22 protein-coding genes are annotated in these 23343 nt (G+C 62.6%); 15 read left to right on the top strand and 7 right to left on the bottom strand.

The window, feature by feature from the left end:
• Positions 1-218 precede the first annotated feature (218 nt).
• Both clpX and clpP read right to left on the bottom strand, forming a co-directional pair.
• Complete coding sequence (gene clpX, locus FN060_RS04390) at positions 219-1496, bottom strand: ATP-dependent Clp protease ATP-binding subunit ClpX (protein ID WP_142587021.1); 1278 nt, start codon at positions 1494-1496, stop codon at positions 219-221.
• A gap of 273 nt (positions 1497-1769) precedes the next feature.
• Positions 1770-2402: an ATP-dependent Clp endopeptidase proteolytic subunit ClpP gene (clpP, locus tag FN060_RS04385; RefSeq protein WP_077547161.1), complete on the bottom strand. Its 633-nt coding sequence runs from the start codon at positions 2400-2402 to the stop codon at positions 1770-1772.
• Between the two features lie 320 nt (positions 2403-2722).
• Between clpP and FN060_RS04380 the strand changes: the two genes are divergently transcribed.
• From FN060_RS04380 to FN060_RS04370, 3 genes are all read left to right on the top strand, one after another.
• Positions 2723-3976: a GGDEF domain-containing protein gene (locus FN060_RS04380; RefSeq protein ID WP_142587020.1), complete on the top strand. Its 1254-nt coding sequence runs from the start codon at positions 2723-2725 to the stop codon at positions 3974-3976.
• A 101-nt stretch (positions 3977-4077) separates the two neighbouring features.
• The gene (gene ggt, locus FN060_RS04375; RefSeq protein ID WP_142587019.1) at positions 4078-5835 is read left to right on the top strand and encodes a gamma-glutamyltransferase; all 1758 of its coding nucleotides are present in this window, start codon (positions 4078-4080) and stop codon (positions 5833-5835) included.
• A gap of 46 nt (positions 5836-5881) precedes the next feature.
• The gene (locus tag FN060_RS04370) at positions 5882-7129 is read left to right on the top strand and encodes a cytochrome P450 (protein ID WP_142587018.1); all 1248 of its coding nucleotides are present in this window, start codon (positions 5882-5884) and stop codon (positions 7127-7129) included.
• Here the strand turns inward: FN060_RS04370 and FN060_RS04365 are convergent, their stop codons facing one another.
• Positions 7130-7474, bottom strand: coding sequence for a cupin domain-containing protein (locus tag FN060_RS04365; protein WP_077547157.1), 345 nt, complete (start codon positions 7472-7474; stop codon positions 7130-7132).
• Between the two features lie 3 nt (positions 7475-7477).
• A complete protein-coding gene (locus FN060_RS04360) occupies positions 7478-8761 on the bottom strand; it encodes an O-acetylhomoserine aminocarboxypropyltransferase (RefSeq protein WP_142587017.1) in 1284 nt (427 codons plus the stop codon).
• Between the two features lie 114 nt (positions 8762-8875).
• Here FN060_RS04360 and FN060_RS04355 point away from each other — a divergent pair, with 114 nt between their 5' ends.
• Entirely contained in the window at positions 8876-9301 is a 426-nt protein-coding gene (locus FN060_RS04355; RefSeq protein WP_142587016.1) for a DUF6455 family protein, read from the top strand.
• A 4-nt stretch (positions 9302-9305) separates the two neighbouring features.
• Here the strand turns inward: FN060_RS04355 and FN060_RS04350 are convergent, their stop codons facing one another.
• Positions 9306-9734 carry a CoA-binding protein gene (locus tag FN060_RS04350; RefSeq protein WP_142587015.1) on the bottom strand — a complete coding sequence of 143 codons (429 nt, stop codon included), beginning with the start codon at positions 9732-9734 and terminating at the stop codon, positions 9306-9308.
• A 157-nt stretch (positions 9735-9891) separates the two neighbouring features.
• Between FN060_RS04350 and FN060_RS04345 the strand changes: the two genes are divergently transcribed.
• From FN060_RS04345 to argC, 5 genes are all read left to right on the top strand, one after another.
• On the top strand, positions 9892-10317 hold the full coding sequence (locus FN060_RS04345) for a PaaI family thioesterase (RefSeq protein ID WP_142587014.1): 426 nt from the start codon (positions 9892-9894) through the stop codon (positions 10315-10317).
• A gap of 222 nt (positions 10318-10539) precedes the next feature.
• Positions 10540-11004: a 50S ribosomal protein L13 gene (gene rplM / locus FN060_RS04340; protein WP_142587013.1), complete on the top strand. Its 465-nt coding sequence runs from the start codon at positions 10540-10542 to the stop codon at positions 11002-11004.
• 2 nt (positions 11005-11006) lie between these two features.
• Positions 11007-11474: a 30S ribosomal protein S9 gene (gene rpsI, locus FN060_RS04335; RefSeq protein ID WP_052637887.1), complete on the top strand. Its 468-nt coding sequence runs from the start codon at positions 11007-11009 to the stop codon at positions 11472-11474.
• Positions 11475-11584: 110 nt separating this feature from the next.
• Complete coding sequence (gene speB / locus FN060_RS04330; RefSeq protein WP_142587012.1) at positions 11585-12538, top strand: agmatinase; 954 nt, start codon at positions 11585-11587, stop codon at positions 12536-12538.
• 64 nt (positions 12539-12602) lie between these two features.
• Entirely contained in the window at positions 12603-13532 is a 930-nt protein-coding gene (argC, locus tag FN060_RS04325) for an N-acetyl-gamma-glutamyl-phosphate reductase (protein WP_142587011.1), read from the top strand.
• A 50-nt stretch (positions 13533-13582) separates the two neighbouring features.
• On the opposite strand, the gene FN060_RS04320 is transcribed toward argC, so the two are convergent.
• Positions 13583-14683, bottom strand: a complete 1101-nt coding sequence (locus FN060_RS04320; protein ID WP_183949837.1) for a COX15/CtaA family protein — start codon at positions 14681-14683, stop codon at positions 13583-13585.
• Between the two features lie 141 nt (positions 14684-14824).
• Here FN060_RS04320 and FN060_RS04315 point away from each other — a divergent pair, with 141 nt between their 5' ends.
• Together FN060_RS04315 and FN060_RS04310 are read left to right on the top strand one after the other, a co-directional pair.
• The gene (locus FN060_RS04315; RefSeq protein WP_142587009.1) at positions 14825-15040 is read left to right on the top strand and encodes a DUF2842 domain-containing protein; all 216 of its coding nucleotides are present in this window, start codon (positions 14825-14827) and stop codon (positions 15038-15040) included.
• A gap of 194 nt (positions 15041-15234) precedes the next feature.
• Positions 15235-16359 carry a GNAT family N-acetyltransferase gene (locus tag FN060_RS04310; RefSeq protein ID WP_183949835.1) on the top strand — a complete coding sequence of 375 codons (1125 nt, stop codon included), beginning with the start codon at positions 15235-15237 and terminating at the stop codon, positions 16357-16359.
• Between the two features lie 12 nt (positions 16360-16371).
• Here FN060_RS04310 and FN060_RS04305 read toward each other — a convergent pair whose 3' ends face one another.
• Positions 16372-18543, bottom strand: coding sequence for a GumC family protein (locus FN060_RS04305; protein WP_142587007.1), 2172 nt, complete (start codon positions 18541-18543; stop codon positions 16372-16374).
• A gap of 162 nt (positions 18544-18705) precedes the next feature.
• On the opposite strand from FN060_RS04305, the gene FN060_RS04300 reads away from it, so the two are divergent.
• From FN060_RS04300 to FN060_RS04285, 4 genes are all read left to right on the top strand, one after another.
• Entirely contained in the window at positions 18706-19281 is a 576-nt protein-coding gene (locus FN060_RS04300; RefSeq protein ID WP_142587006.1) for a polysaccharide biosynthesis/export family protein, read from the top strand.
• Positions 19282-19287: 6 nt separating this feature from the next.
• Positions 19288-20448, top strand: a complete 1161-nt coding sequence (locus FN060_RS04295) for a glycosyltransferase family 4 protein (protein WP_142587005.1) — start codon at positions 19288-19290, stop codon at positions 20446-20448.
• Between the two features lie 90 nt (positions 20449-20538).
• On the top strand, positions 20539-22092 hold the full coding sequence (locus tag FN060_RS04290) for an undecaprenyl-phosphate glucose phosphotransferase (RefSeq protein WP_142587004.1): 1554 nt from the start codon (positions 20539-20541) through the stop codon (positions 22090-22092).
• Positions 22089-23339, top strand: coding sequence for an O-antigen ligase family protein (locus FN060_RS04285; RefSeq protein ID WP_142587003.1), 1251 nt, complete (start codon positions 22089-22091; stop codon positions 23337-23339). The genes FN060_RS04290 and FN060_RS04285 overlap by 4 nt, the downstream gene beginning before the upstream one ends.
• The last annotated feature ends 4 nt before the right edge of the window (positions 23340-23343 follow it).

Below are 23343 nucleotides of genomic sequence, written 5' to 3'. Positions count from 1 at the left end.
GGGACAATGGAGACGCGGGTTACGCCGGACGCGGGAAACGCGGGAGCTGTTCGCGCATGTGCAAGCAGGTTCGCCCGATTCCTAAACCTCATTCATAGCGACTAAACGGATCCAAGCGAAGCACAATGCGCAGGATCAAAAAGGCGCTGGCTGTGAAACGGGCTACAGAACGAAAAAGAGGCCCGCGAGGGGCCTCTTCTGAAACAATCGCTGCCTTCTCAGGCGGACACGTTCGCCTTTTCCTCCTGCCGCTCGGCATAGATGTAGAGAGGACGGGCACTGCCCTTCACGACATCGTCGGAAATGACGACTTCACGGACGCCTTCCAGCGCCGGCAGTTCAAACATGGTGTCGAGCAAGATCTTCTCCATGATCGAACGAAGTCCGCGGGCGCCGGTCTTGCGGGTGATGGCCCTGCGGGCAATCTCGCGCAGAGCGTCCTCGTGGAAGGTGAGTTCCACGTCCTCCATCTCGAACAGGCGCTGATACTGCTTCACCAGCGCGTTCTTCGGCTCCGACAGGATCTGAATCAGCGCATCCTCGTCCAGGTCCTCGAGCGTTGCCAGAACCGGCAAACGGCCGATGAATTCCGGGATGAGGCCAAACTTGACCAGATCTTCCGGCTCCAGTTCGCGCAGGACTTCGCCGACGCGGCGATCGTCTTCCGCCTTGACCGTCGCGCCGAAGCCGATCGAGGTCTTCTCGCCACGGGCGGAGATGATCTTGTCGAGACCGGCGAAGGCCCCACCGCAGATGAACAGGATGTTGGTCGTGTCCACCTGCAGGAATTCCTGCTGCGGATGCTTGCGACCGCCCTGCGGCGGAACGGAGGCGACCGTGCCTTCCATGATCTTCAGAAGCGCCTGCTGGACGCCCTCGCCCGATACGTCGCGGGTGATCGAGGGGTTGTCGGACTTCCGGGAGATCTTGTCGACTTCGTCGATGTAGACGATGCCTCGCTGGGCGCGCTCGACATTGTAGTCGGCAGCCTGCAGGAGCTTCAGGATGATGTTCTCGACATCCTCACCAACGTAACCGGCTTCCGTTAGGGTCGTGGCGTCGGCCATCGTGAAGGGAACGTCGATGATCCGGGCAAGCGTCTGGGCAAGATAGGTCTTGCCGCAGCCGGTCGGGCCGACCAGCATGATGTTTGATTTCGCGAGCTCGACTTCACCGCCCTTCGAGGCATGGGCCAACCGCTTGTAGTGGTTGTGCACCGCCACCGAGAGGATGCGCTTCGCCTGCTGCTGGCCGATCACGTATTCGTCGAGAACCTTGATGATGTCCTGCGGTGTCGGCACGCCGTCGCGCGACTTCACCATGGAAGACTTGTTCTCTTCCCGGATAATGTCCATGCAGAGCTCGACGCACTCATCGCAGATGAACACCGTCGGACCGGCGATCAGCTTGCGGACTTCGTGCTGGCTCTTGCCGCAGAACGAACAATACAGAGTATTCTTGGAGTCGCCGCCGTTGCTGCCGCTGACTTTGCTCATATCACTTTCCTTCCAGCACTCCGCCTTCCCGTTGCCGGGAGCGGTCCACTCATTGGCCGGCACCGGAACCACCCGGTATGATGTGCCGGCTTTGCCCGGGGTACTCTACCGTTCCGGAGGCATCTCCTTCTCGGCGGCAACGAAGCCCCATCAACGAATGCTATGCAGCAAAGCTCTACACAGCATTAACAAGTACTAATACCGCTTTCCGATGCCCGCGGAACCCCTGCCTTTGTAACATAGGGGTGACAGCGCCGGTAAGCCGGCATTACCTCAATCCGCGGAACCGCCTTCGAGTTCCTGGCGCGAGGTAAGGATCTTGTCGATCACGCCCCACTCCTTGGCCTCATCAGCATCCATGAAGTGGTCGCGATCGAGCGTCTTTTCGACTTCCTCGTAGGTCCGCCCGGTATGCTTCTCGTAGACCTCGTTGAGGCGTCTCTTCATTTTCAATATGTCACGAGCATGGCGTTCGATGTCCGATGCCTGCCCCTGGAAGCCACCCGAAGGCTGGTGGACCATGATACGGGAGTTCGGAGTCGCAAACCGCATGCCTTTCTCACCGGCTGCAAGCAGCAGCGAGCCCATGGACGCAGCCTGACCGATGCACAGGGTCGAGACGGCGGGTCTGATGAATTGCATGGTGTCGTAGATCGCCATGCCGGCAGTCACGACGCCACCCGGCGAGTTGATATAGAGGGCGATCTCCTTCTTGGGGTTCTCCGCCTCGAGAAAGAGAAGCTGGGCACAAACCAGGGACGCCATGTGATCTTCCACCGGCCCCGTCAGGAAGATGATGCGTTCCTTCAGGAGCCGCGAGTAGATGTCGTACGACCGCTCGCCGCGATTGGTCTGCTCGACGACCATCGGCACCAGAGCCATGGCAGTATCGACGGGATTTCTCATGTCAGTCCTTTGTCACGCTTTTCCGGAGGGGGAAGCCCCAGAATCAGATGGAATAGGTCAACCCCTACATAGAGTGTCAACACCGGGCACTTCAAGACGGCGGCGGCGTTATCCTTAACCATCCGGGCTGTGTGCCTTGTAACCGATCTTGCGGCTCGATGGCGGTCCGACGGCACGCGGCGAGCGCCTACCACAGCTTTGTCCCGGAACGTGGTAAACTGAACCTGAACGCACAATGTGCCCGATCGAGGCTTCGGCAACACGTCCTTAAACAGTGGCGGCTATAGCTGGCAGCACAGAGGCTGAAGAGGGATCTGGAGATGGACATCTTGACCGGTCTGGTCGTTTGGGCAGCGCAGGCAACGACGCTGAGCCTCCTTCTCTTCGTATGGTGGATGCGTGACCGCAGCCAGATGTTCAAGTTGAGCTGGAGCTTCGCCTTTGCCCTCCTCGCCGGCGGACTGTTGCTGGTGGGCCTGCGCGGACAGATCGCGACATTCCTGTCGGTCGAGATCGCCAACACAATGCTGCTCGCGTCGATCGGGCTGCTGATCGGCGGCATGCAACAGTTCGATGGGAAACGGATAGACCCCTATATCGCCGTTCCTGCCCTGATCTGGGTCGGTGGGATGCTTCTTCCCTTCATCCGCGAAGACTTCAGCGCCAGGGTCATCCTCTACAACGTCGCTGCCAGCATCGGCTTTGCCATGTTCATCGCCATCGTCCTGCACATCCGTAGCGGGCGCACCTGGGCGAGACGGCTGCTGGCTGGCGTTCTCGGCATCCACATCGCCTCCAGCCTTACGAATGCGGCCATGGCCGCACTGTCGGTCGCGACGTCCTTCTCGACCATGCCCTCGCCTGCCTTTGTGCTGCTTCCCGGCGCTTTCTGCTTCGTCGCCGCAGTGCTGACAGGAGCACAGATGATGACCGAGCGATCCGAAGAACGGCTGAAGGCGCTTGCGTCGACAGATCCGCTGACCGGCATCCTCAATCGACGGGGCCTGATCGACGAGTTCCAGACGCGGTGTTCGGCCGTCGTCCCGGACAAGCCCCTTGTCGCCCTCCTGCATTTCGATATCGACAATTTCAAACAGATCAACGACCGCTACGGCCATCAGGCAGGCGACGGCGTTCTGGTCGCCTTCTCCCGCCTTGCCTCGATTTCACTTTCTCCCCGCGGCGCTTTCGGGCGCATGGGCGGTGAAGAATTCGCCTCGGTGTTGCGGGTGGCCGACATGGTGGAGGCAGCCAGCATTGCCGAAGGGCTTCGGATGACGCTTGGGCTTCAGACACTCTCTGCAGGCGAGCATCGCTTCGGCGTCACGGTCAGCGTGGGCATCGCACTGAAGCCGGCAGCCGAGGCAGATCTCGACCACCTTCTCAGCGCAGCAGATCGCGCTCTCTACGCTGCAAAAGCGGCGGGCAGAAACTGCACGGCGGTGGAGCAAGGCAACGCGGCAACGATCATTCCCTCGGCGGCAATGCTTACCAGGCATGAGATGGCGCTCGAGATCCACGCGAGCGAACAGGTCGCGACGCTCAGGCGACTGAGTGCGGTGGCGACATCCTGATAGCACGTCACCTCTTGCCGTCATCGGTTCAGGCCCCACATCCTCCCAGGACATGCGGGTAGCCAGCGATCGCCATCGATGGCCAACGGCGGGAGCACGACATGCAGTCACTTCGCCTATCAGGCATCATTCTGAGCCTTCTCCTCACAACCAGTTCACCTTCCGCGCAACAGGCGTCCGACGCCCTTGCACCAGAGGCGGCTACGCGAACGGCGACAGCCGAACGGGCGGAGGCAAAGCGGTTCATGGTCGCCGCCGCCAACCCTCTCGCTGCAGAAGCCGGGCGAGACGTACTGGCTGATGGCGGAAACGCAATTGACGCCATGGTCGCCGTGCAGACGGTGCTGGGCCTTGTGGAGCCGCAGAGCTCCGGCCTCGGTGGCGGTGCCTTCCTCGTCTACTACGACGCATCATCCGGCAAGATCACCACGTTCGACGGGCGAGAGACGGCCCCGATGGAGGCGACACCGGAGCTCTTCCTGGACGATCAAGGACAGCCGCTGAAATTCATGGATGCCGTGGTCGGGGGACGGTCCGTAGGCACACCGGGCACAGTCAAGCTGATGCACGAGGTTCATTCGCGGCTTGGCACCTCCGAGTGGTCCGGGCTGCTCGACCCGGCCATCAAACTGGCCTCCGAGGGGTTCGAGGTCTCCCCCCGCCTGGCCTCGCTCGTCGCAGCCGAAGGCGACAAGCTGAAGACCCATGAGAGCACCACGAGCTACTTCTTCGACGAGGCCGGCGCACCGCTGAAGGTCGGCAGTGTCCTGAAGAACGAGCCCTACGCCGAGACATTGAGGGCGATCGCCGCCGGCGGCGCAGAAGCGTTCTACGAGGGCGCCATTGCCGAAGCAATCGTCAAGACGGTAAGGGAGGCGACGGGCAACCCGGGCGTCCTCTCGCTCTCGGATCTGGCAAACTATCGTATCAAGGAGCGCGAAGCCGTCTGCATCACCTACAGAGCGCTCGACATCTGCGGCATGGGACCGCCCTCCTCGGGCGGCATCGCCGTAGGGCAGATGCTGGGTGTTCTGGAGAACTTCGACCTCCGCAACCTTGGCCCGCGCAACCCGGAAAGCTGGCGGCTGATCGGCGACGCACAGCGGCTCTCCTTCGCCGATCGCGAGCGTTACCTCGCCGATACCGATTTCGTGCCGGCGCCGATCAAGGGCCTGCTTTCGAAGGAGTATCTGGCGGAACGAGCGTCCCTGCTGGACGCCGACAGGGCGCTTGCTTCAGATGCCGTCAAGGCCGGGGAGCCGGAATGGGATCACGCGCTTCTCTTTAGCGATGGGGACGCGATCGAACTGCCTTCGACCAGCCATTTTTCCATCGTCGACGCGGACGGCAACGTCGTCTCCATGACGACCACGATCGAGAATGGCTTCGGCTCGCGGCTGATGACCAATGGCTTCCTGCTCAACAATGAGCTGACCGACTTCTCCTTCAGGACCCACAATGCCGGAGTACCGGTCGCCAACCGTGTGGAGCCTGGGAAACGGCCGCGCTCGTCCATGTCGCCGACGATCGTGATGAAGGACGGCAAGCCGCTTCTCGCCATCGGCTCGCCCGGCGGCAGCCAGATCATCGGCTATGTGGCCCAGGCTCTCATTGCCTACATAGACTGGCAGATGCCGGTCGAGGAGATCGTCGCCATGCCGCATCTCGTCAACCGCTTCGGTACCTACGACCTGGAGGCCGGCACCTGGGCGGAAGAGATGGCCGAACCGCTCAAGACACTGGGCTACGAGGTGAAGCTCGGCGACATGACCTCCGGTCTCCACGTGATCGAGCTGACGCCGGGCGGCCTTGCCGGCAGTGCCGACCCAAGGCGCGAGGGCGTGGCACTCGGGGAGTAGTCGGAGGCTCTTTCGGAGGTTGCTAGATTGCGGTAGGCCTCTGGCCATGACCGATATGTCCTCCTTCCTCCACATCGATCCCACCACCCGCCGCGTCTCGCTCAATGGGCGGAACCCAACTTTCTACGGCGACCCGAACCGTGTCTATGCCGCACTTCACGAGCACTGCCCGACCTTCTATTGGGAGGAGCAGAGGCAGTGGTTCTTTACCGGCTATGACCACGTCAACGCACTGCTCCGCGACCGTCGGTTCGGACGGCAGATACTCCACATTGCCAGCCGCGAGGAACTGGGGCTGCCGGAACCGCAGCCGCATCTGGCGAACTTCGACCTTGCCGAGCGCCATTCGCTGCTCGAGATCGAGCCGCCGGAGCATACGCGGCTCCGGACGCTGGTGAACCGGGCCTTCGTGTCGCGTCACATCGAGCGGCTACGGCCGGAGATCGCCGCGCTGGCGGAGCAACTGATCGACGGGTTCGAGAAGGACGGAAAGACTGAACTGCTTTCCTCCTTTGCCGACATCATTCCCGTGACGATGATCGCGCGGATGATCGGCATTCCCGTCGAGATGGGTCCGCAGCTCCTCAAATGGAGCCACGACTATGTCGGCATGTACATGTTCAAGCGGACCCGCGAGGACGAGCTTGCTGCCGACCGCTCGGCGCGGGAGTTCGCCGACTACGTGAACACGCTGATTGCAGCGCGCCGGAACGCCCCGCGCGACGATCTGCTGAGCCACATGATCCATACGGAGCACAAGGGGCAATATCTGAGCGAGGACGAACTGGTCTCCACGACGATCGTGCTCCTCAATGCCGGCCACGAGGCAACCGTCCACCAGATCGGGAATTCCGTGCGCGTCATCCTGGAGAGCGGCCTTCCACCTGCGGAGATGTTTCGTGATGAGGCGGCGACGGAGCGGACGGTCGAGGAAACGCTGCGTATCTGCGCTCCCGTCCACATCTTCCAGCGCTGGGCTCTGGAGGACGTCGAGGTGGACGGCGTTTTCCTCAAGCGCGGGGACAAGGTGAGCCTCATTCTCGCCGCCGCCAATCTCGATCCGAACAAGTTCGCCGAGCCGCTGGTCTTCAACCCGGAGCGGCAGGAGGCTCCCAACCTCTCCTTCGGCGCCGGCATCCATTTCTGCATCGGTGCGCCGCTCGCCCGGCTGGAGCTCAATACGGTGCTGCCGATCCTCTTCCGCCGCCTTCCCGGCCTCAGGACGGTCGAGACGCCGCGCGTAAAGGATGTCTATCACTTCCACGGCCTGGATCGGCTTGATCTGGCGTGGTGATCAGAGCCTGATCACATAGTCCTTGCGAGTCGTTTCAACGACTTCCCAGCTTCCCTTGAAGCCGGGTCTGAGAACGAGGCGATCGCCCGCCCGGAGGTGGAAGGCTTCCCCTCCTTCCTCCGTAACGATCGAATATCCCTCGAGGATGTGGAAATACTCCCACTCCTCGTAGGTGATCCGCCACTTGCCCGGCGTCGATTCCCAGACGCCGGCATAAAGGCCGCCCTCCGCCTCCTCAAGATTCCAGGTCCGGAACCTCGGATCACCCGAGATCAGCCGGTCGGGCGCCGGCGCGCCCTCCTCCGGCTTGATCGAAGACAGGTCGAAGCGGAGCGCGGCGGACATGGCTCAGATCTTCGCGAGAGACTGCTCGAGGTCGGCGATGATGTCCGACTGGTCCTCGATGCCGATCGACAGGCGCACCACGTCCGGGCCGGCACCTGCGGCGACTTGCTGTTCTTCCGAAAGCTGGCGGTGCGTGGTCGAGGCCGGATGGATGACGAGCGAGCGGGTGTCTCCGATGTTGGCGAGATGCGAGAACATCTGCAGGCCCTCCACGAAGGCCTTGCCCGCGTCGTAGCCCCCCTTCAGCCCGAACGTGAACACGGCACCCGCACCCTTTGGCGAATAGCGACGCTGAAGGGCGTTGTTGGGATCGTCGTCCAGACCGGCATAGTTCACCCACGCGACCTTGTCGTGTCCCTTCAGCCATTTGGCGACCGCCAAAGCATTGTCGCAATGGCGCTGCATGCGCAGCGGAAGCGTCTCTATACCGGTCAGGATCATGAAGGCGTTGAAGGGCGAAATGGCCGCGCCGAGGTCGCGAAGGCCCAGCACCCGGCAGGCGATCGCGAAGGCGATATTGCCAAAGGTCTGGTGCAGCACGACGCCGGCATATTCCGGCCGCGGTTCCGAGAGCATCGGATACTTGCCGGATGCCGACCAGTCGAAGGTGCCGCCGTCGACTATGATGCCGCCCATTGAATTGCCGTGGCCGCCAAGGAATTTGGTGAGCGAGTGGATGACGAGATCCGCGCCGTGCTCCAGCGGACGAAGGAGATAGGGGCTGGCCATCGTGTTATCGACTATCAGCGGCAAGCCGTGGCGGTGCGCGACATCGGCGATGGCCGCAATATCGACGAAGGTACCGCCCGGATTGGCGAGGCTTTCGATGAAGACGCCCTTGGTGCGCTCGTCGACCAGGCTCGCAAAGCTCTCCGGATCAGCAGGATCGGCCCAGCGCACCTCCCATCCAAAATTCTTGAATGCATGGCCGAACTGGTTGATCGAGCCGCCATAGAGCTTGCGGGCAGCGATGAAGTTGTCGCCGGGCTTCATGATCGTGTGGAAGACGAGCATCTGCGCTGCGTGTCCGGACGCCACGGCCAGTGCGGCCGTACCGCCTTCCAGTGCCGCAACACGCTCCTCCAGGACCGCCTGCGTCGGATTCATGATGCGGGTGTAGATATTGCCGAACTGCTGCAGACCGAAGAGAGCCGCCGCATGATCCGCATCATTAAAGACGAAGGAGGTCGTCTGGTAGATGGGCGTCGCCCTGGCCCCGGTGGTCGGGTCGGGCTGGGCGCCCGCGTGAACGGCCAGCGTTGCGAAGCCGGGATTTTGCTTGGTCATGTCGTCCTCCTCCTGCGGAATTCATCGGGCCACAACAAAGCGTTTTGGTTGATCCCGATCAAGGAAATTCCATCCCTTGGCGCTAGCCTTGAAAAAAGAAGAGAGGAGTCAGTCATGCAAACGGTAGCACATTCATCCGGGACGCTTGCCTCGCGCCTGCTGAACTGGTGCGCAAAGGCTTGGGAGGCCACAGTCGAGGGAGACGTCATCGGCAGCCTGGATGACCAGGCCCTGCGAGAAATCGCCCGCGATTGCTGCGTGACGCCAGACCAGTTGCTGCAACTGGCAAAGGCGGGACCACACGCGGCCGATGAGATGATCGCACTGATGACGGCGCTCAACATCGACCCCGACGAGGCAGCCCATGCGCATGCCTTCCAGTTCCGCGACATGCAGATCACCTGTTCCGCCTGCACGTCCAAGGACCGCTGCCGAAGGGACCTGGCTCGTCACGCTGCCGATCAGGAATATGTCCACTATTGCGGTAACGCCGAACACCTGAACGGCATGCGCGCGGAACCAGAGCTGCTGATCGCTTGAGGCGTCAGCCCACCAGCCGCGGATACTCGATCGCCGGGCATCGATCCATGACGACCTTCACGCCGGCGGCCTCCGCCTTGGCTGCGGCGGCATCGTCCCGCACGCTCAACTGCCCCCAGATCACACTGGGCTTCTGCGGCAGGGCGAGCGCCTCCTCGACGACGCCGTCCAGGTATTCGGCGGCGCGGAAGACATCCACCATATCGACGGGTTCCGGAATGTCGGCAAGCTTGCCATAGACCTTCTGCCCGTGGATCTCCTTGCCGGCCTGCCCGGGATTGACGGGAAACACGCGGTAGCCCTTCGACAGCAGGAACCGCATGACGCTGTTGCTCGGCCGGTCGGGGTTGGGTGACGCGCCGAGCAGCGCGACCGTCTTCGTCGTCTTGAGGATATCGGTGATGTAGGCCGGATCATAATTGTCGTGGTTCATCGGTTCCTCCAGGGCTCGTTCATCTCGATCTAGATTTAGGGTCGATATCGCCCGATACATCCCCTCCACGGAAATCGCCTATGTTCGAAACGAGAGGCTGGCCAGTTCGGCAATCACTGCTAGAAGTGCCTTGAACCACGAACAGGCGGGGTAATGCATGCAGCCGGTCATGACATTGGACGAGATTCACGATTTTCTGGACCGGGAGTTTCCACAGATTCACATGGATGGCCGCGTGCTCGAGATCACGGACGTCCGTCCCGCGGGCCTGACCATGCGCTTCGATCCGGCGGACCGTCATCTGCGACCGGGCGCGACAATTTCCGGGCCCGCCATGTTCATGCTGGCGGATGTTGCCGCCTACGCGGCAATCCTTGCACATGTGGGTCCTGTGGCCCTCGCGGTCACCACCAGCCTCAACATCAACTTCCTGCGCAAGCCGAAGCTGGCCCCGCTCTTTTGCGACTGCCGCGTGCTAAAGCTCGGTAAGCGGCTGGCGGTCATCGATACCGTAGTGACGCAAGGAAAAGCGGAAGAGCCGGTCTGCCAGGCGACCGCCACCTACTCCATCCCGCCTCGATAGATTGTGGTATCCAAAAACCACATAGATAACAGCTTGATTTTTCTTCTTAATTTTTTGCGCTGTCCGACCATGCATTCTTGACGGTAAAAACGGCCACCGGTATAAGCACTGCAGATTGCTGACCCTCACCGGTCGGCATTCTTTTTGGCGCCTCGCCGCCGAATTCAAGCAACAAGAAACGTCCCCGCTTTCGAGCATGGGGATCCAGCGGAAAGATACACAATGTCTACTTTCGTTCAGAAGCCTGCAGAGGTGGAGAAGAAGTGGGTGATCATCGACGCCGAAGGGCTCGTCGTCGGTCGCCTCGCCACCATCGTCGCCAACCGCCTGCGCGGCAAGCACAAGGCCACGTACACCCCCCATGTTGACGACGGCGACAACGTCATCATCATCAATGCCGAGAAGGTCGTCCTGACCGGCAAGAAGTACACCGACAAGAAGTACTACTGGCACACCGGCTATCCCGGCGGCATCAAGGAGCGCACTGCACGCGCCATTATCGAAGGCCGCTTCCCGGAGCGCGTCGTCGAGAAGGCTGTCGAGCGCATGGTCCCGCGCGGCCCGCTCGGCCGTCGCCAGATGAAGAACCTGCGCGTCTATGCCGGTTCCAACCATCCCCACGAAGCACAGCAGCCTGTCGCTCTCGACGTGGCATCGCTGAACAAGAAGAACGTAAGGAGCGCCTGATAATGGCCGATCTCTCCTCTCTGAAGGATCTCGCTCCGGCGGCCGAAAGCCAGGCTCCGGTTCACGTCCGCAAGGTCGACGCGCAGGGCCGCTCCTATGCGACCGGCAAGCGCAAGAACGCGGTCGCCCGCGTCTGGGTGAAGGCTGGCTCCGGCAAGATCGTCATCAACGGCAAGGACTACTCCGCTTACTTCGCGCGTCCGGTCCTGCAGATGATCCTGCAGCAGCCGCTCGTTGCTGCTGCCCGCACGGGCCAGTTCGACATCATCGCAACGGTTGCCGGCGGTGGGCTTTCCGGCCAGGCCGGCGCAGTCCGTCACGGTGTCTCCAAGGCGCTGACCTACTTTGAGCCGGGCCTTCGCTCGGTCCTCAAGAAGGGTGGCTTCCTGACCCGCGACAGCCGCGTCGTCGAGCGCAAGAAGTACGGCAAGGCCAAGGCCCGTCGTTCGTTCCAGTTCTCCAAGCGTTAATCGCAGCCGGATTTTGGAATACAGACAAGGCGGGGCTTCGGCTCCGCCTTTTCTTTTGGCATCTGTCGTTCAAGATCCCGCTCCAACTCGCTCAAACAGGTTCGCGCGTCATGCCCGGAAAGACCATCGACCACGCCTTCACCGCCACGGGCCCGACGTCCGCCGCGACCGATCCGACCTATGCCGGCGCCCTCTCCTTCATGCGCCGGCGGTTCAGCAAGGATACGAGCGGCCCAGATGTGGTCGTTTGGGGCATCCCCTTCGACGCCGCCACATCAAACCGACCCGGCGCCCGCTTCGGACCGCAGGCGATCCGGCGCGCCTCCGCGATCTTCGACAACGACCCGCAGTATCCTTTCGACCGCGACCTCTTCGCAGAGATGGCGGTGGTGGATTATGGGGATTGCCTGCTCGACTACGGCAACCATCAGGACACACCCGCGACCATCGAGCGCGAGGCTGCGCGCCTGATTGCCGGCGGCGCCTTCCTGCTGACGCTCGGGGGCGACCACTACATCACCTGGCCGCTCCTGAAGGCGCATGTCGCGCGGCATGGGCCGCTGGCACTCGTCCAGTTCGACGCCCACCAGGACACCTGGTTCGACGACAACCGCCGTATAGACCACGGCTCCTTCGTCGCCCGAGCCGCCCGGGAAGGCCTGATCGATACCAGCCGCTCGATCCAGATCGGCATACGCACCCATGCGCCGGAAGATTGCGGTATCCGCATCGTCTACGGTCATGAGGTGGAAGACATGACGGCAGGCGAGATCGCCGAGACCATCCTGGGGCATACCCAGGCCGCCCCGGCCTATCTCACCTTTGATATCGACTGCCTCGATCCGGCTTTCGCTCCCGGGACCGGGACGCCGGTCGCAGGCGGGCCGTCAAGCGCGAAGGTGCTGTCGGTGCTGCGCAGGTTGCAGGGGCTCGATCTCCGCGGAGCCGACGTCGTGGAAGTCGCACCCGCCTATGACCACGCCGATGTCACCGCCATTGCTGGGGCAACGGTCGCCATGTATATGCTCGGGCTTCGGGCCGAGCGGCTTGCCGAAGGGCGTTGAAACAGCCGGCGGAAGCGCGCACAGTATTTGGCCGCAGGGCGACTGAACAGACAGGACTGACAAGATGGCGAAGATCTTCATCGACGGCGAACATGGCACAACAGGCCTGCAGATCCGCACGCGCCTGGCAGCCCGCCGCGACGTGGAGCTTCTATCGATTCCGGAGGCTGAGCGGCGCAATGCGGCGATGCGCGAGGACCTGCTGAACAGCGCCGACATCGCTATCCTCTGCCTGCCCGATGATGCTTCGCGCGAAGCGATCGGCATGCTCTCCGGCAACAATCATGTGCGGGTGATCGACACCTCGACCGCCTATCGGGTGGATCCCGCCTGGGCCTATGGTTTCGCCGAAATGGACAAGGCTCAGGCGGCGAAGATCCGCGATGCACGCTTCGTCGCCAATCCGGGCTGCTACCCTACCGGCGCTATCGGGTTGATCCGGCCGCTGCGGGCCTCCGGCATCATCCCCGACGGCTACCCGGTCACTGTCAATGCGGTGTCCGGTTATACCGGCGGCGGCAAGCAGATGATCGCCCAGATGGAGGATGCAAGCCGCGAGGATGCCATCACCGCTAACCACTTCCTCTACGGCCTCAACCTGAAGCACAAGCATGTGCCGGAAATGACTGTGCACGGCATGCTCGACCGGGCACCTGTGTTCTCGCCATCCGTCGGACGTTTCCCGCAGGGAATGATCGTCCAGGTCCCCCTCTTCCTGGAGGATCTCAAGAACGGCTTCACGCGGGAGAGCGTCCACAAGGCTCTGGTCGCCCACTATTCCGGCCAGGACGTTGTCGAGGTGGTGGGGCTGGAGGAGATGAAGTCGATCTCCCGCATCGACGCCGAGGAACTGGCCGGCCAGGATACGATGAAGCTCTTCGTGTTCGGCAGCACCGGTGGCGATCACGTCAACCTTGTGGCCGTGCTGGACAACCTCGGCAAGGGCGCCTCGGGCGCGGCGGTCCAGAACATGGACATCATGCTCTCCGCGTGACGCCTGCGGAACGGAATTCGAAAAAGGCCGCTTCCGCGGCCTTTTTAGCTTCAGTTCCGCACTTCCACCCTCACCTCGCGCGGATACTCTCCAAGGAAGCCCCGCCAGTGGGCGACCGCAAAGCCAAGCACGATGAACGCCATGCCCTGGTGCAGCAGCGCCGTATGGAGGTGGACCTGCGTCAGCAGGGTCATGATGCCGACACCCGCCTGGAGCAGGATCAGGCCGAGTAGTACCACGGAACGACGCGCGTGGGTCGATCGGGGCGCATCCGCCAGCATCGTCACCATGTGCCAGACAGCGACCAGAAGCAGCGTGTAGGCGCCCACACGATGGACGAACTGCACGGTCTTGGGATTTTCGAACAGATTGATCCACCAGGGCTCCTGGATGAACAGCCCGCCCGGGACGAGAGCGCCATCCATCAGAGGCCAGGTGTTGTAGGTAAGTCCGGCATCCAGTCCAGCCACCAGAGCGCCGAGATAGATCTGGATGATGCAGAGCACGGCAACCGCTATGGCTCCGGCCCTGCCGCGCCCAGCGGGCGCGCGAACGTCGCTGTGGGGCGCCAGTCCTCTCATGATCCAGACGCAGGCGGCGAAGATCAGGCAGGCGATGGTAAGATGGACCGCCAGCCGGTACTGCGAAACGCTTGTGAGCTTGCTCAGTCCCGACGACACCATCCACCAGCCGATGAAGCCCTGGAAGCCCCCAAGCGCCAGAAGCCCCACCAGCGGCCGACGAATACGAGGCTCAATCCGCCCCGTCAGCCAGAAGAAGGCAAGCGGCAGGGCGAAGATCAGGCCGATCCCGCGCGCAAGGAACCGGTGCGCCCATTCCCACCAGAATATCGTCTTGAACTCTTCGAGCGACATCCCCTTGTTGATTTTCTGGTATTGCGGAATGCGCTTGTAGAGTTCGAATTCCTCCTGCCACTCCTCAACAGATAGCGGCGGGACCACCCCATGGATCGGCTTCCATTCGGTAATCGAGAGGCCGGAACCAGTCAGCCGCGTCGCGCCGCCGACGATGACGAGACAGAGCAGCGTGAAGATCACGACGCCGAGCCAGATGCGCACCATCTTGCGGTCGCGGTCGCGCTTCTGCGTGCGTCCATGGATTTCCACTGCTGTTACGTCGGCCGCTGACATCATCGCTCCAGGGAATGGCAAGGCAGTCGAAATGCCTCGATCAAAGCCGTTGATTTGCCCCATGCACCCATGCAAAACAAGCCCCGGCGCTTTGCGGCATGCCGTCGCGGGCGTGCCATGCGCCGACCTCAGGAGAAGATCATGCCGCCAAGGCTGCGGAGTTTCATCGGAACGATCCTGATCATCTTCCTGGTGATCATCTATGCCCTCGTTGCGACAACGATCGCTACCTTGACGCTCGCCAACTACCCCTGGTGGGTCCACCTGCTCTACTTCCTGTTTTCCGGCCTGTTGTGGATCCTGCCGGCGATGCTCATCATCAAATGGATGGCAGGCCGGGTCAGGAAGAACGATTGAGCGCTCATTTGGTGGGAGTTAACCAAGCTCCGTAAGTTTCCCAGGCTGGAAGGCTTTGTATACTCCGCTGAAAGTAAGGCTGACTATCATCGCATCCGTCATAACCGAGTGGCGAAATGTTGCGTCAGGACCTCCAGGGCCATGTTCAGAAGCCGCCGGTCGATTGGTCGCCTGCGCCATTCGACGTGTGTTCAATGGCATTCGATATCCTGGATGCACCGGAACTGGTGGAAGCCGAATGGCGGGAGCTTGCACGTCTGCCGCATAATTCACTCCACCAGGGGTTCGACTGGTGTTGTACGTGGTGGCAGGCGGAGCAGCGGACGCCGCTGATTGTTCGTGGTCGCGCCGAAGGGCGAACTGTCATGCTGCTGCCGCTCGAACTGACAACCGACTACGGACTGCGCATTGGTCGGTTTCCGGGCGAGAGGTTCAACAATGTCAACAGCAGCCTGACCAGCGCAGATTTCCTGCCGCTCGATCCCAAGGCTTCGAGCCGGCTGGTCGAGGCTCTGCGCAAGGCTCTGGCGCCGCAGGCCGATCTCCTCGTTCTCGATACCATGCCCCTTTCACTTGCGGGGGCAAAAAGTCCGTTTCACGCTTGGATGACATCCGAACACCCAGACCGTTCCTTCCAGCTCCCCCTCAAGGCAAGCATGGACGAAACGATCGCGCAGTTGAACGCGAAAACCCGACGCAAACGGTACAGGCAACAGTGCCGGCGGCTCGAAGCCCTCGGCGGTTTCCAGCACTACTGCCCCGACGAGGCGAGTGAACAGCACGCCCTGCTCGATCTCTTCTTCGATCAGAAGTCGGAACGGCTGGCGGCCGCCGGCCTGCCTGACGTCTTTCGTCCGCCACAGGTCCGTCGCTTCTTCCATGAGCTGATCGACAGGTCCGTCGGAGCCCGCGACTATCCCCTAAAACTGCACGCACTGCGGCTGGCAGACGAGGAGCGTAGCATCGTCGCCATCAGCGGATTGTCCCGCAAGGGAGACCACGTCCTTTGCCAGTTCGGTTCAATCGACGACAAGCTTTGCCCGGACGCAAGTCCGGGTGAGCTTCTCTTCTGGCTGATGATTGAGCAGGCCTGCGGGGAAGGTGCGGCAGTGTTCGACTTCGGCCTGGGAGACCAGCCATACAAGCGCAGTTGGTGCACGCAGGACACGATCCTGTACGATGTTCTCCTGCCGCTGTCATGGAAGGGTCACCTGATGCGGCCAACCCTTGCAGCCATCGGCGGCCTGAAAAGGGCGATCAAGAGGAATGCCGTCCTCTACTCGTGGGCGCAACGCCTGCGCTCCCGGCTGGTTCGATAGGACCGCTCTACTTCACGCCGCCCGACGTCCACTTGGGACGGTAGCATCGGACGCCATGACGAGGAGATTGTCGAAACCGGCATTCCGGTAGCCGTCCAGCGTTGCGGAAAAGCCTTCACTGTGGGCATCGGCGATGGAGAAGATGATCTCGGCGTCGCGCCCACGGCTGAGGCGCGAGACCCCCTCGACATCGGCTGCCCCGCATTCGACCAGCACATGGTCATAGGCATCGGCAAGCGCGTCGATGATCATCGACAGGCGGTCGATGCCGCGCATGGCAGCCACGGCATCGGCATTGCCCTGTGGCACGATATGTGCGTCAGAAAGGCGGTCGCCATGAATGGCCTCGCCGAACGCTGCTTCCCCGCACAATAGGTCAGTGACCCCGGGCAATGTTCCGGCTCCCATCAGCCGGCTCGGGCAAGCCGAGCCCGTCATGTCGATCAGCACCACGGTCTTGCCACGATCGGAAATGTCCCGTGCCAGCATCACCGTGGCGGTGGACCCTTTGTCGCCTTGCGGTGACACGGCAAGTGCTACCGAGACGTCGTAGCGGGTCAGGTAGTTCGCCACCGTCTCGATATTGAAGACTTCGTCCGCATCCTCAGCATCCGGCCCAGGCACGGCTGGATCGACTTCGGTCGGCTCTTCTGCCGGCGTAGGCTGCTCGTCCTGCAACCTCGCATGGATTTGGTCGAACTCCGCGGCGGCATCCGCCTGCATCCGATGGACGAGATGTTCGTCACCCTCGTCCCGCATCTCTGGTTCGATGCCCGCAGAAGCCTGCGAGGGCTTCAGCGCCCTGCCCGAGAACAGTTCGCCGAGCATGACGGCGATGGCGCCCAGCACGAGCGTCGCGAATGATACGACGATCACGATCGGCACGACCTTGGGGAAGTAGGGCTCCTGAGGTTCGATGGCGGTGGAAACGATGCGCGCATCGGCGGGCGCCGCGCCGGGTTCCTGCCGCGACGCGGCCTCGCGGTAGCGGGCAAGGTAGGTCTCCAGTAGTTGCCGCTGCGCCGCCGCCTCCCGTTCCAACGCGCGAAGCCCCACCTCGTCCTCGCCGGTGCGGGCAGAGTCTGCCTTGATGGTGTTCAGCTGCTGGATAAGCTGTGTCTCACGCAAGCGGGACACCTCTGCCTCGTTATCCAGGCTGGCCAGGATCTTCTGCGTCTCCGCCTCGATCTGTCGGCGGATTCCCTGAAGCTGCGCCCGCAGCCCCTTGAGACGGGGGTGGTTTTCCAGCAGCACGGTCGACTGATCGGATATCTGTGCCTGGAGGTTCGCTTCGGTCTCCTTCAATCGCTGGATCACCTGGGATCCCACGACATCCGTCAGCGTGTCCGAAGCACGACCGGCCTCCAGCGCCGCACGCACGTTCTGCGCCCGTGCCTCGGCGTTGGCCCGCTCTCCCCGCACCCGCGCGAGTTCGTTCGAAATGTCATTGAGTTGCTGAGCCGCGAAACTGCCGCTCTGGGCAGTCTGGAACAGGCCGGCTTCGGATCGGTAGTCGGCGACCTTGCGCTCGGCTTCGCGTACCTTCTCCGTCAGCGCCGCGATTTCCGGCTCGAGCCATTTGGCTGTGTCGGACTGCGTGTCCAGCTTGGCACCGCTTTCGAGCGCCAGGTAGACTTGCGCCATCTTGTTGGGAATGGCTGCGGCCAGTTTCGGATCATGCGATGAGAACTCGATCGCGATGATGCGCGAGTTCTCGATCGGATAGACCTTCAGCTTCTCCCGGAACTCGCGGACGACGCGTTCCTCGGGAGCGACCGATAAGGGGTCCAGCGCCAGCCCGAGCAGGACGAAAGGACCGGGGAACAGCGAGTGTCCATCCGGATCGAATTCGGCGATCTCGTGCAGGCGCAGATCCCGCGCAACCTGCTTGATCAGGTCGCTCGACTGCAGGACCTCCGCCTGGCTCGTGATGTTGAGTGTATCGAGGACCGGGTCATTGCCGGACGCGGGCGCCTGGCCGGCGCTGAGGTTCGGAGATCGGGATTCGATCAGGATCCGCGCCTCGCCGCGGAAGCTCGGCGCCATGATCGTCGTTGCAACGAATGCGAGTCCTGCCGCCAGTGCCGTGGCGGCAAGCAACCGGCCCCTGCGCTGCCACACGGCAGAGAAGAGCCGTCCCAGGTCGATATCTGCATCCTGATCGTTGCCCATCACGCCGGACATATCGAAGCTCCAACCTCATCAACGGGCGTAATGGTAAACCACCATGGTAACGCGAGGGTTAATGGACGGCGGGACAAGGGCAACCACATCTGCCTTTACCGGGCGTTAACCATGTTCGACCGATAAAAGGGCATCCATCTGCACAGCCGGAGCATGCCGCGAATGTCATTCGCCAGTCGAAAAAGCCTTACGACACTCGCCCTGGCCTCGATTGCCACGGCGCTTGCGGCCTGCTCTACTTCCCAGCCTGCGCCGAAGTCGTTCGACCAGGCAGCGGTGCAGCCCTACCGCCTCGACAGTGGCGACCGGCTACGGATCACCGTCTTCGAACAGCCCGGCCTCTCCAACACCTACACCGTCGACCAGGCCGGCTACATCGCCTTCCCGCTGATCGGCCAGGTCGCGGCGCGCGGCGAGACGCTTCCGGCCCTTGAGGGAGCCATCGCGGCTCGGCTGAAACAGGGCTACCTGCGCGACCCGGACGTCACGATCGAAGTGGATCGCTATCGCCCCGTATTCGTGATGGGCGAAGTCGGCCGTCCCGGCCAGTATTCCTACGTGCCGGGCATGACGGCGCAGAATGCCATCGCCATTGCTGGCGGCTTCACCCCGCGCGGAAACCAGCGGGACGTGGACGTGACGCGCAAGATCAACGGACGCGTATTTACCGGTCGAACCGAGGTGTCGAGCCCGGTGCTCGCCGGTGACACAATCCACGTCCGCGAGCGGCTCTTCTGAGCCGGCATGGAACAATCGCGGTCATTGCGGATTCTGCACTGCTTCCGGTCTCCGGTCGGCGGCATCTTCCGCCATGTTCGCGATCTCGTGGAGGAGCACCACGCTGCGGGGCATGCGGTGGGTATTCTCTGCGACAGCTCGACGGGCGGCGCCCATGAGGAGCGCATGTTCGATGCGGTCAAGCCGCATCTCGCGCTTGGCCTGACCCGCATCCCCATGCGCCGGGCGATATCGCCCTCCGACATTCCGGCGCTCTATCGCGCCTACCGGCACATCCGGAGCCTGCAGCCCGACATCCTGCACGGCCACGGAGCCAAGGGCGGCGCAATGGCCCGTCTGATCGGCTCCGCCCTGAAGCTCAACCAGCTCCCGGTGACACGGCTCTACTCGCCGCATGGAGGTAGCCTCCATTTCGATCCCGGCCGGCTCTCCGGAAAAATCGTCACCCGGTTGGAGCGACTGCAGGAGCACTTCACGGACGCCCTTGTCTTCGTCTGCGACTACGAGCGAAGGACGTATCAGGACAAGATCGGCGCGCCGCGCGTGCCGTTCCGGGTAATCCTCAACGGCGTCAGGGACTGCGAATTCGAGCCCGTTGCGCCGGAGACCGATGCAGCCGACTTCCTCTACATCGGCATGCTCCGCGACCTGAAGGGGCCGGATGTCTTCATCGACGCCTTCGCACGCACGGAACGCCTCATCGGACGCCCCTTGTCAGGCTTGGTCGTCGGGGATGGTCCTGATCATGATCGCTACATGACCCTGATCGCCGAACGCGGGCTTTCGCGGCGGCTGCGGATGCTGCCTGCCATGCCTGCCCGCGAGGCCTTCGCCATGGCTCATCTCGTCGTCGTTCCCTCGCGCGCCGAAGCCATGCCGTATGTCGTCATCGAGGCGCTGGCGGCCGGCAAGCCGGTGATCGCGTCGCGAGTGGGTGGCATACCGGAAATCCTCGGTAGCGGCAGCGAGGCGCTGGCAGTGCCCGGTGACCCCGCCGATCTGTCAAGTATCATGGCCGACGCCATGTCCGACGGAGCTTGGCGAGATCGGGTGATGCCGAGACCCGAGGCCTTTCGCTCCGCCTTCTCGACATCCGCGATGGCGAGCCAGATGCTGCGCCTCTACCGGGAACTCGCAGCCCCTCCGCGCTCCGCCACCACATCCTAAAGCGTTTCTTAGCAACTTTCTGCTAGTCCGGACGATGACGGAACCAGGGGCCGCGCGCGCATGCGCATGCGTTGCAGGAGAACCAGTGCCATGAACGAACTGGGCGGAAAGGAGCGTTTCGACGCCGCATCCCTGCGCCGCAGGATCGCCGAACCCGAAACGGATGCCACTTCTGCAACCGACGAAAGCGACCAGCCGTCGGTGCTCAATCCGCTCGCCCGGCAGATTGCCCGCCAGTACCGCGACGAGAATTACTCTCCGACCCTTCTGATCGGCCAAATCCGACTTCTCGAATTGGCGTCTCTCTTGGCCATCAACCTGCTGGCGGCGGCTATGCTCCTGTCCGCCGCTGCTCCACTGGGGCGGATCGCGGTCCTGTCACTCGGCTCCGCATTGACGGTGCTGCTGCTCCAGTTGGCCGACACTTACCATATCCCGATGCTGCGAAGCGCACGGCGCAGTCGCGGTCGGGTGGCTGCGGCCGCCGCCCTCGGCATCCTCGCCTCCGCGGGAGGCCTTTATCTGGTCGAAAGACAGAGTCTCGTGGCCGGCGATTACCTCCTCTGGCTTGCCGCGGGAACCCTGTTTCTTCTGGTCGAGCGCCAACTCATCGCGTTCGGCATCCAGCACTGGGCACGCAACGGCATCATGGAACGGCGCGCCGTCATCGTCGGAGGCGGCGAGCCCGCCAAGCAGCTCGTACGGGCGCTCGAGCAGCAATCCGACAACGACATCCGTATCTGCGGCGTCTTCGACGATCGCGGATCAGTACGCTCACCGGCCGTCATTGCAGGCTATCCCAAGCTCGGCACCTTTGCGGAACTGGTGGAGTTCGCCCGGCTCGCCCATGTCGACATGCTGATCATCGCGCTGCCCGCCACCGCCGAGGCGCGCATCCTGCAGCTCCTCCGCAAGCTCTGGGTCCTGCCCGTCGACATCCGGCTGGCGGCACATGCCAATCAGCTGCGTTTCAGGCCCCGCTCCTACTCCCATGTGGGTGTGGTGCCGATGTTCGACATACTCGACAAGCCCATCCGGGACTGGGACTCCGTGGCCAAGCGGGCATTCGACATCGTCTTTGCCCTGCTTGCGCTTGCGCTCGCCTGGCCCATCATGCTCGGCGCAGCAATCGCCGTGAAGGCGACGTCGAAGGGACCTATCCTCTTCGTGCAGAAGCGCCATGGCTTCAACAACGAGGTCATCGACGTGCTCAAGTTCCGCTCCATGTACACGGAGCAGGCGGACCCGACGGCCAAGTGGGCGGTCACCAAGGACGACCCGCGGGTGACGCCCGTTGGGCGCTTCCTGCGAAAGTCGTCGATCGACGAACTGCCGCAGTTGTACAACGTCCTGCGCGGAGACCTGTCGCTGGTCGGGCCGCGGCCCCATTCGGTCTACGCACAGACCGGGGAGCGCCGCTACGTGGATGTCGTCGAGAGCTACTTCGCCCGCCACAGGGTGAAGCCGGGCGTCACCGGCTGGGCGCAGATCAATGGCCTGCGCGGCGAACTCGACAGCGACGAGAAGATCCGGATGCGGACCTCCTATGATCTGCACTACATCGAGAACTGGTCGCTGCTGCTCGACCTGAAGATCCTCTTCCTGACGCCGATCCGGCTCCTAAAGGCGGAGAATGCCTATTGAGCGCGGTACCGGCCGATAGCCGCGTCGCGGCACCGGGGCGGGCAATTGCAGCCCTTGCAGGATCGGCCGCCATCGCCGTCGGTGTCTTCCTCTCCGGCTTCGTGATGTCGGAGCCGGCGCCTTACGAACTGCTCATGGCCGGGCAGATCATCGTCTGGTTCCTGCTTGGGCTGACCATCTCCAGAACCGTCGCAATCCCGCTCGCCCTGCTCCTCGTCTTCAACGTCGGCGGAATGCTGTCGCTGCTTGTCATGCCGGACATGGCCGGTGGACCGATCTATATCGCCGTTTCCACATTTCTCGCGCTCACCACCGTCCTCTATGCCGCGGTAATCGAGCAACGTCCGCAACGGCTCCAGATCATCTTCAAGGCCTGGGTAGCAGCTGCCCTTATCACCGGCACGCTCGGGATCCTGGGTTACTTCCATGCCTTTTCCGGCGCCGGCATTTTTACCCGTTATGATCGCGCCATGGGCGCCTTCGAAGACCCTAACGTCTTTGGCCCCTACCTCGTCGCCCCGATCCTCTACCTCCTGCACCGTCTCCTGACCGGCAGACTGGTGCAGGCCCCCCTCCTCATCGCCGGACTGCTGGTGCTGGTCATGGGCGTCTTCCTCTCCTTCTCCCGTGCAGCCTGGGGATTACTGGTCTTTTCCAGCCTCATGCTCGTCTTCCTCATGCTGCTCAAGGAACGCACGGGAGCATTCCGGCTGAAGATCCTCGCGCTCAGCATCGCGGCGATCGTCCTGCTGGCGGTCGCCGTCATCATCGCCCTGCAGTTCGACCGGGTTTCCGACCTTTTCAGCAACCGCGCCCGTCTCGTGCAGGAATATGACGGCGCCCGCCTCGGCCGCTTCGAGCGCCACAAGATCGGCTTCCTCCTCGCAATGGAGCGGCCTTTGGGCCTGGGACCGATGGAGCTTGGTCGGATGTTCGGAGAGGACGAGCATAATATTTGGCTCAAGTCGCTGACGACCCACGGGTGGCTGGGCTTCGTTTCCTATTTCACCCTCATCTGCTGGACGCTTGCGGCTGGTTTCCGGTATCTCCTGCGCGACCGTCCCTGGCAGCCCTATCTGATGATTGGCTGGGTTATGATCCTGGGACATACCCTGATCGGCAATGTCATCGACACCGATCACTGGCGACACTTCTACCTCCTTCTCGGCATCGTCTGGGGCTGCATTGCTCTCGAGCAACGCCATCTACGACGCCTCCCCTCGACCAACCCCTTGCGGGGCGCTTGACTTG

Origin of the sequence: Pseudorhizobium halotolerans (genome assembly GCF_902153235.2) — a bacterium.
Classification (GTDB): Bacteria; Pseudomonadota; Alphaproteobacteria; order Rhizobiales; family Rhizobiaceae; genus Neorhizobium; species Neorhizobium flavum.
The sequence above is the reverse complement of the archived record's forward strand: the minus strand, read 5'-3'. Positions and strand labels throughout refer to the sequence as shown.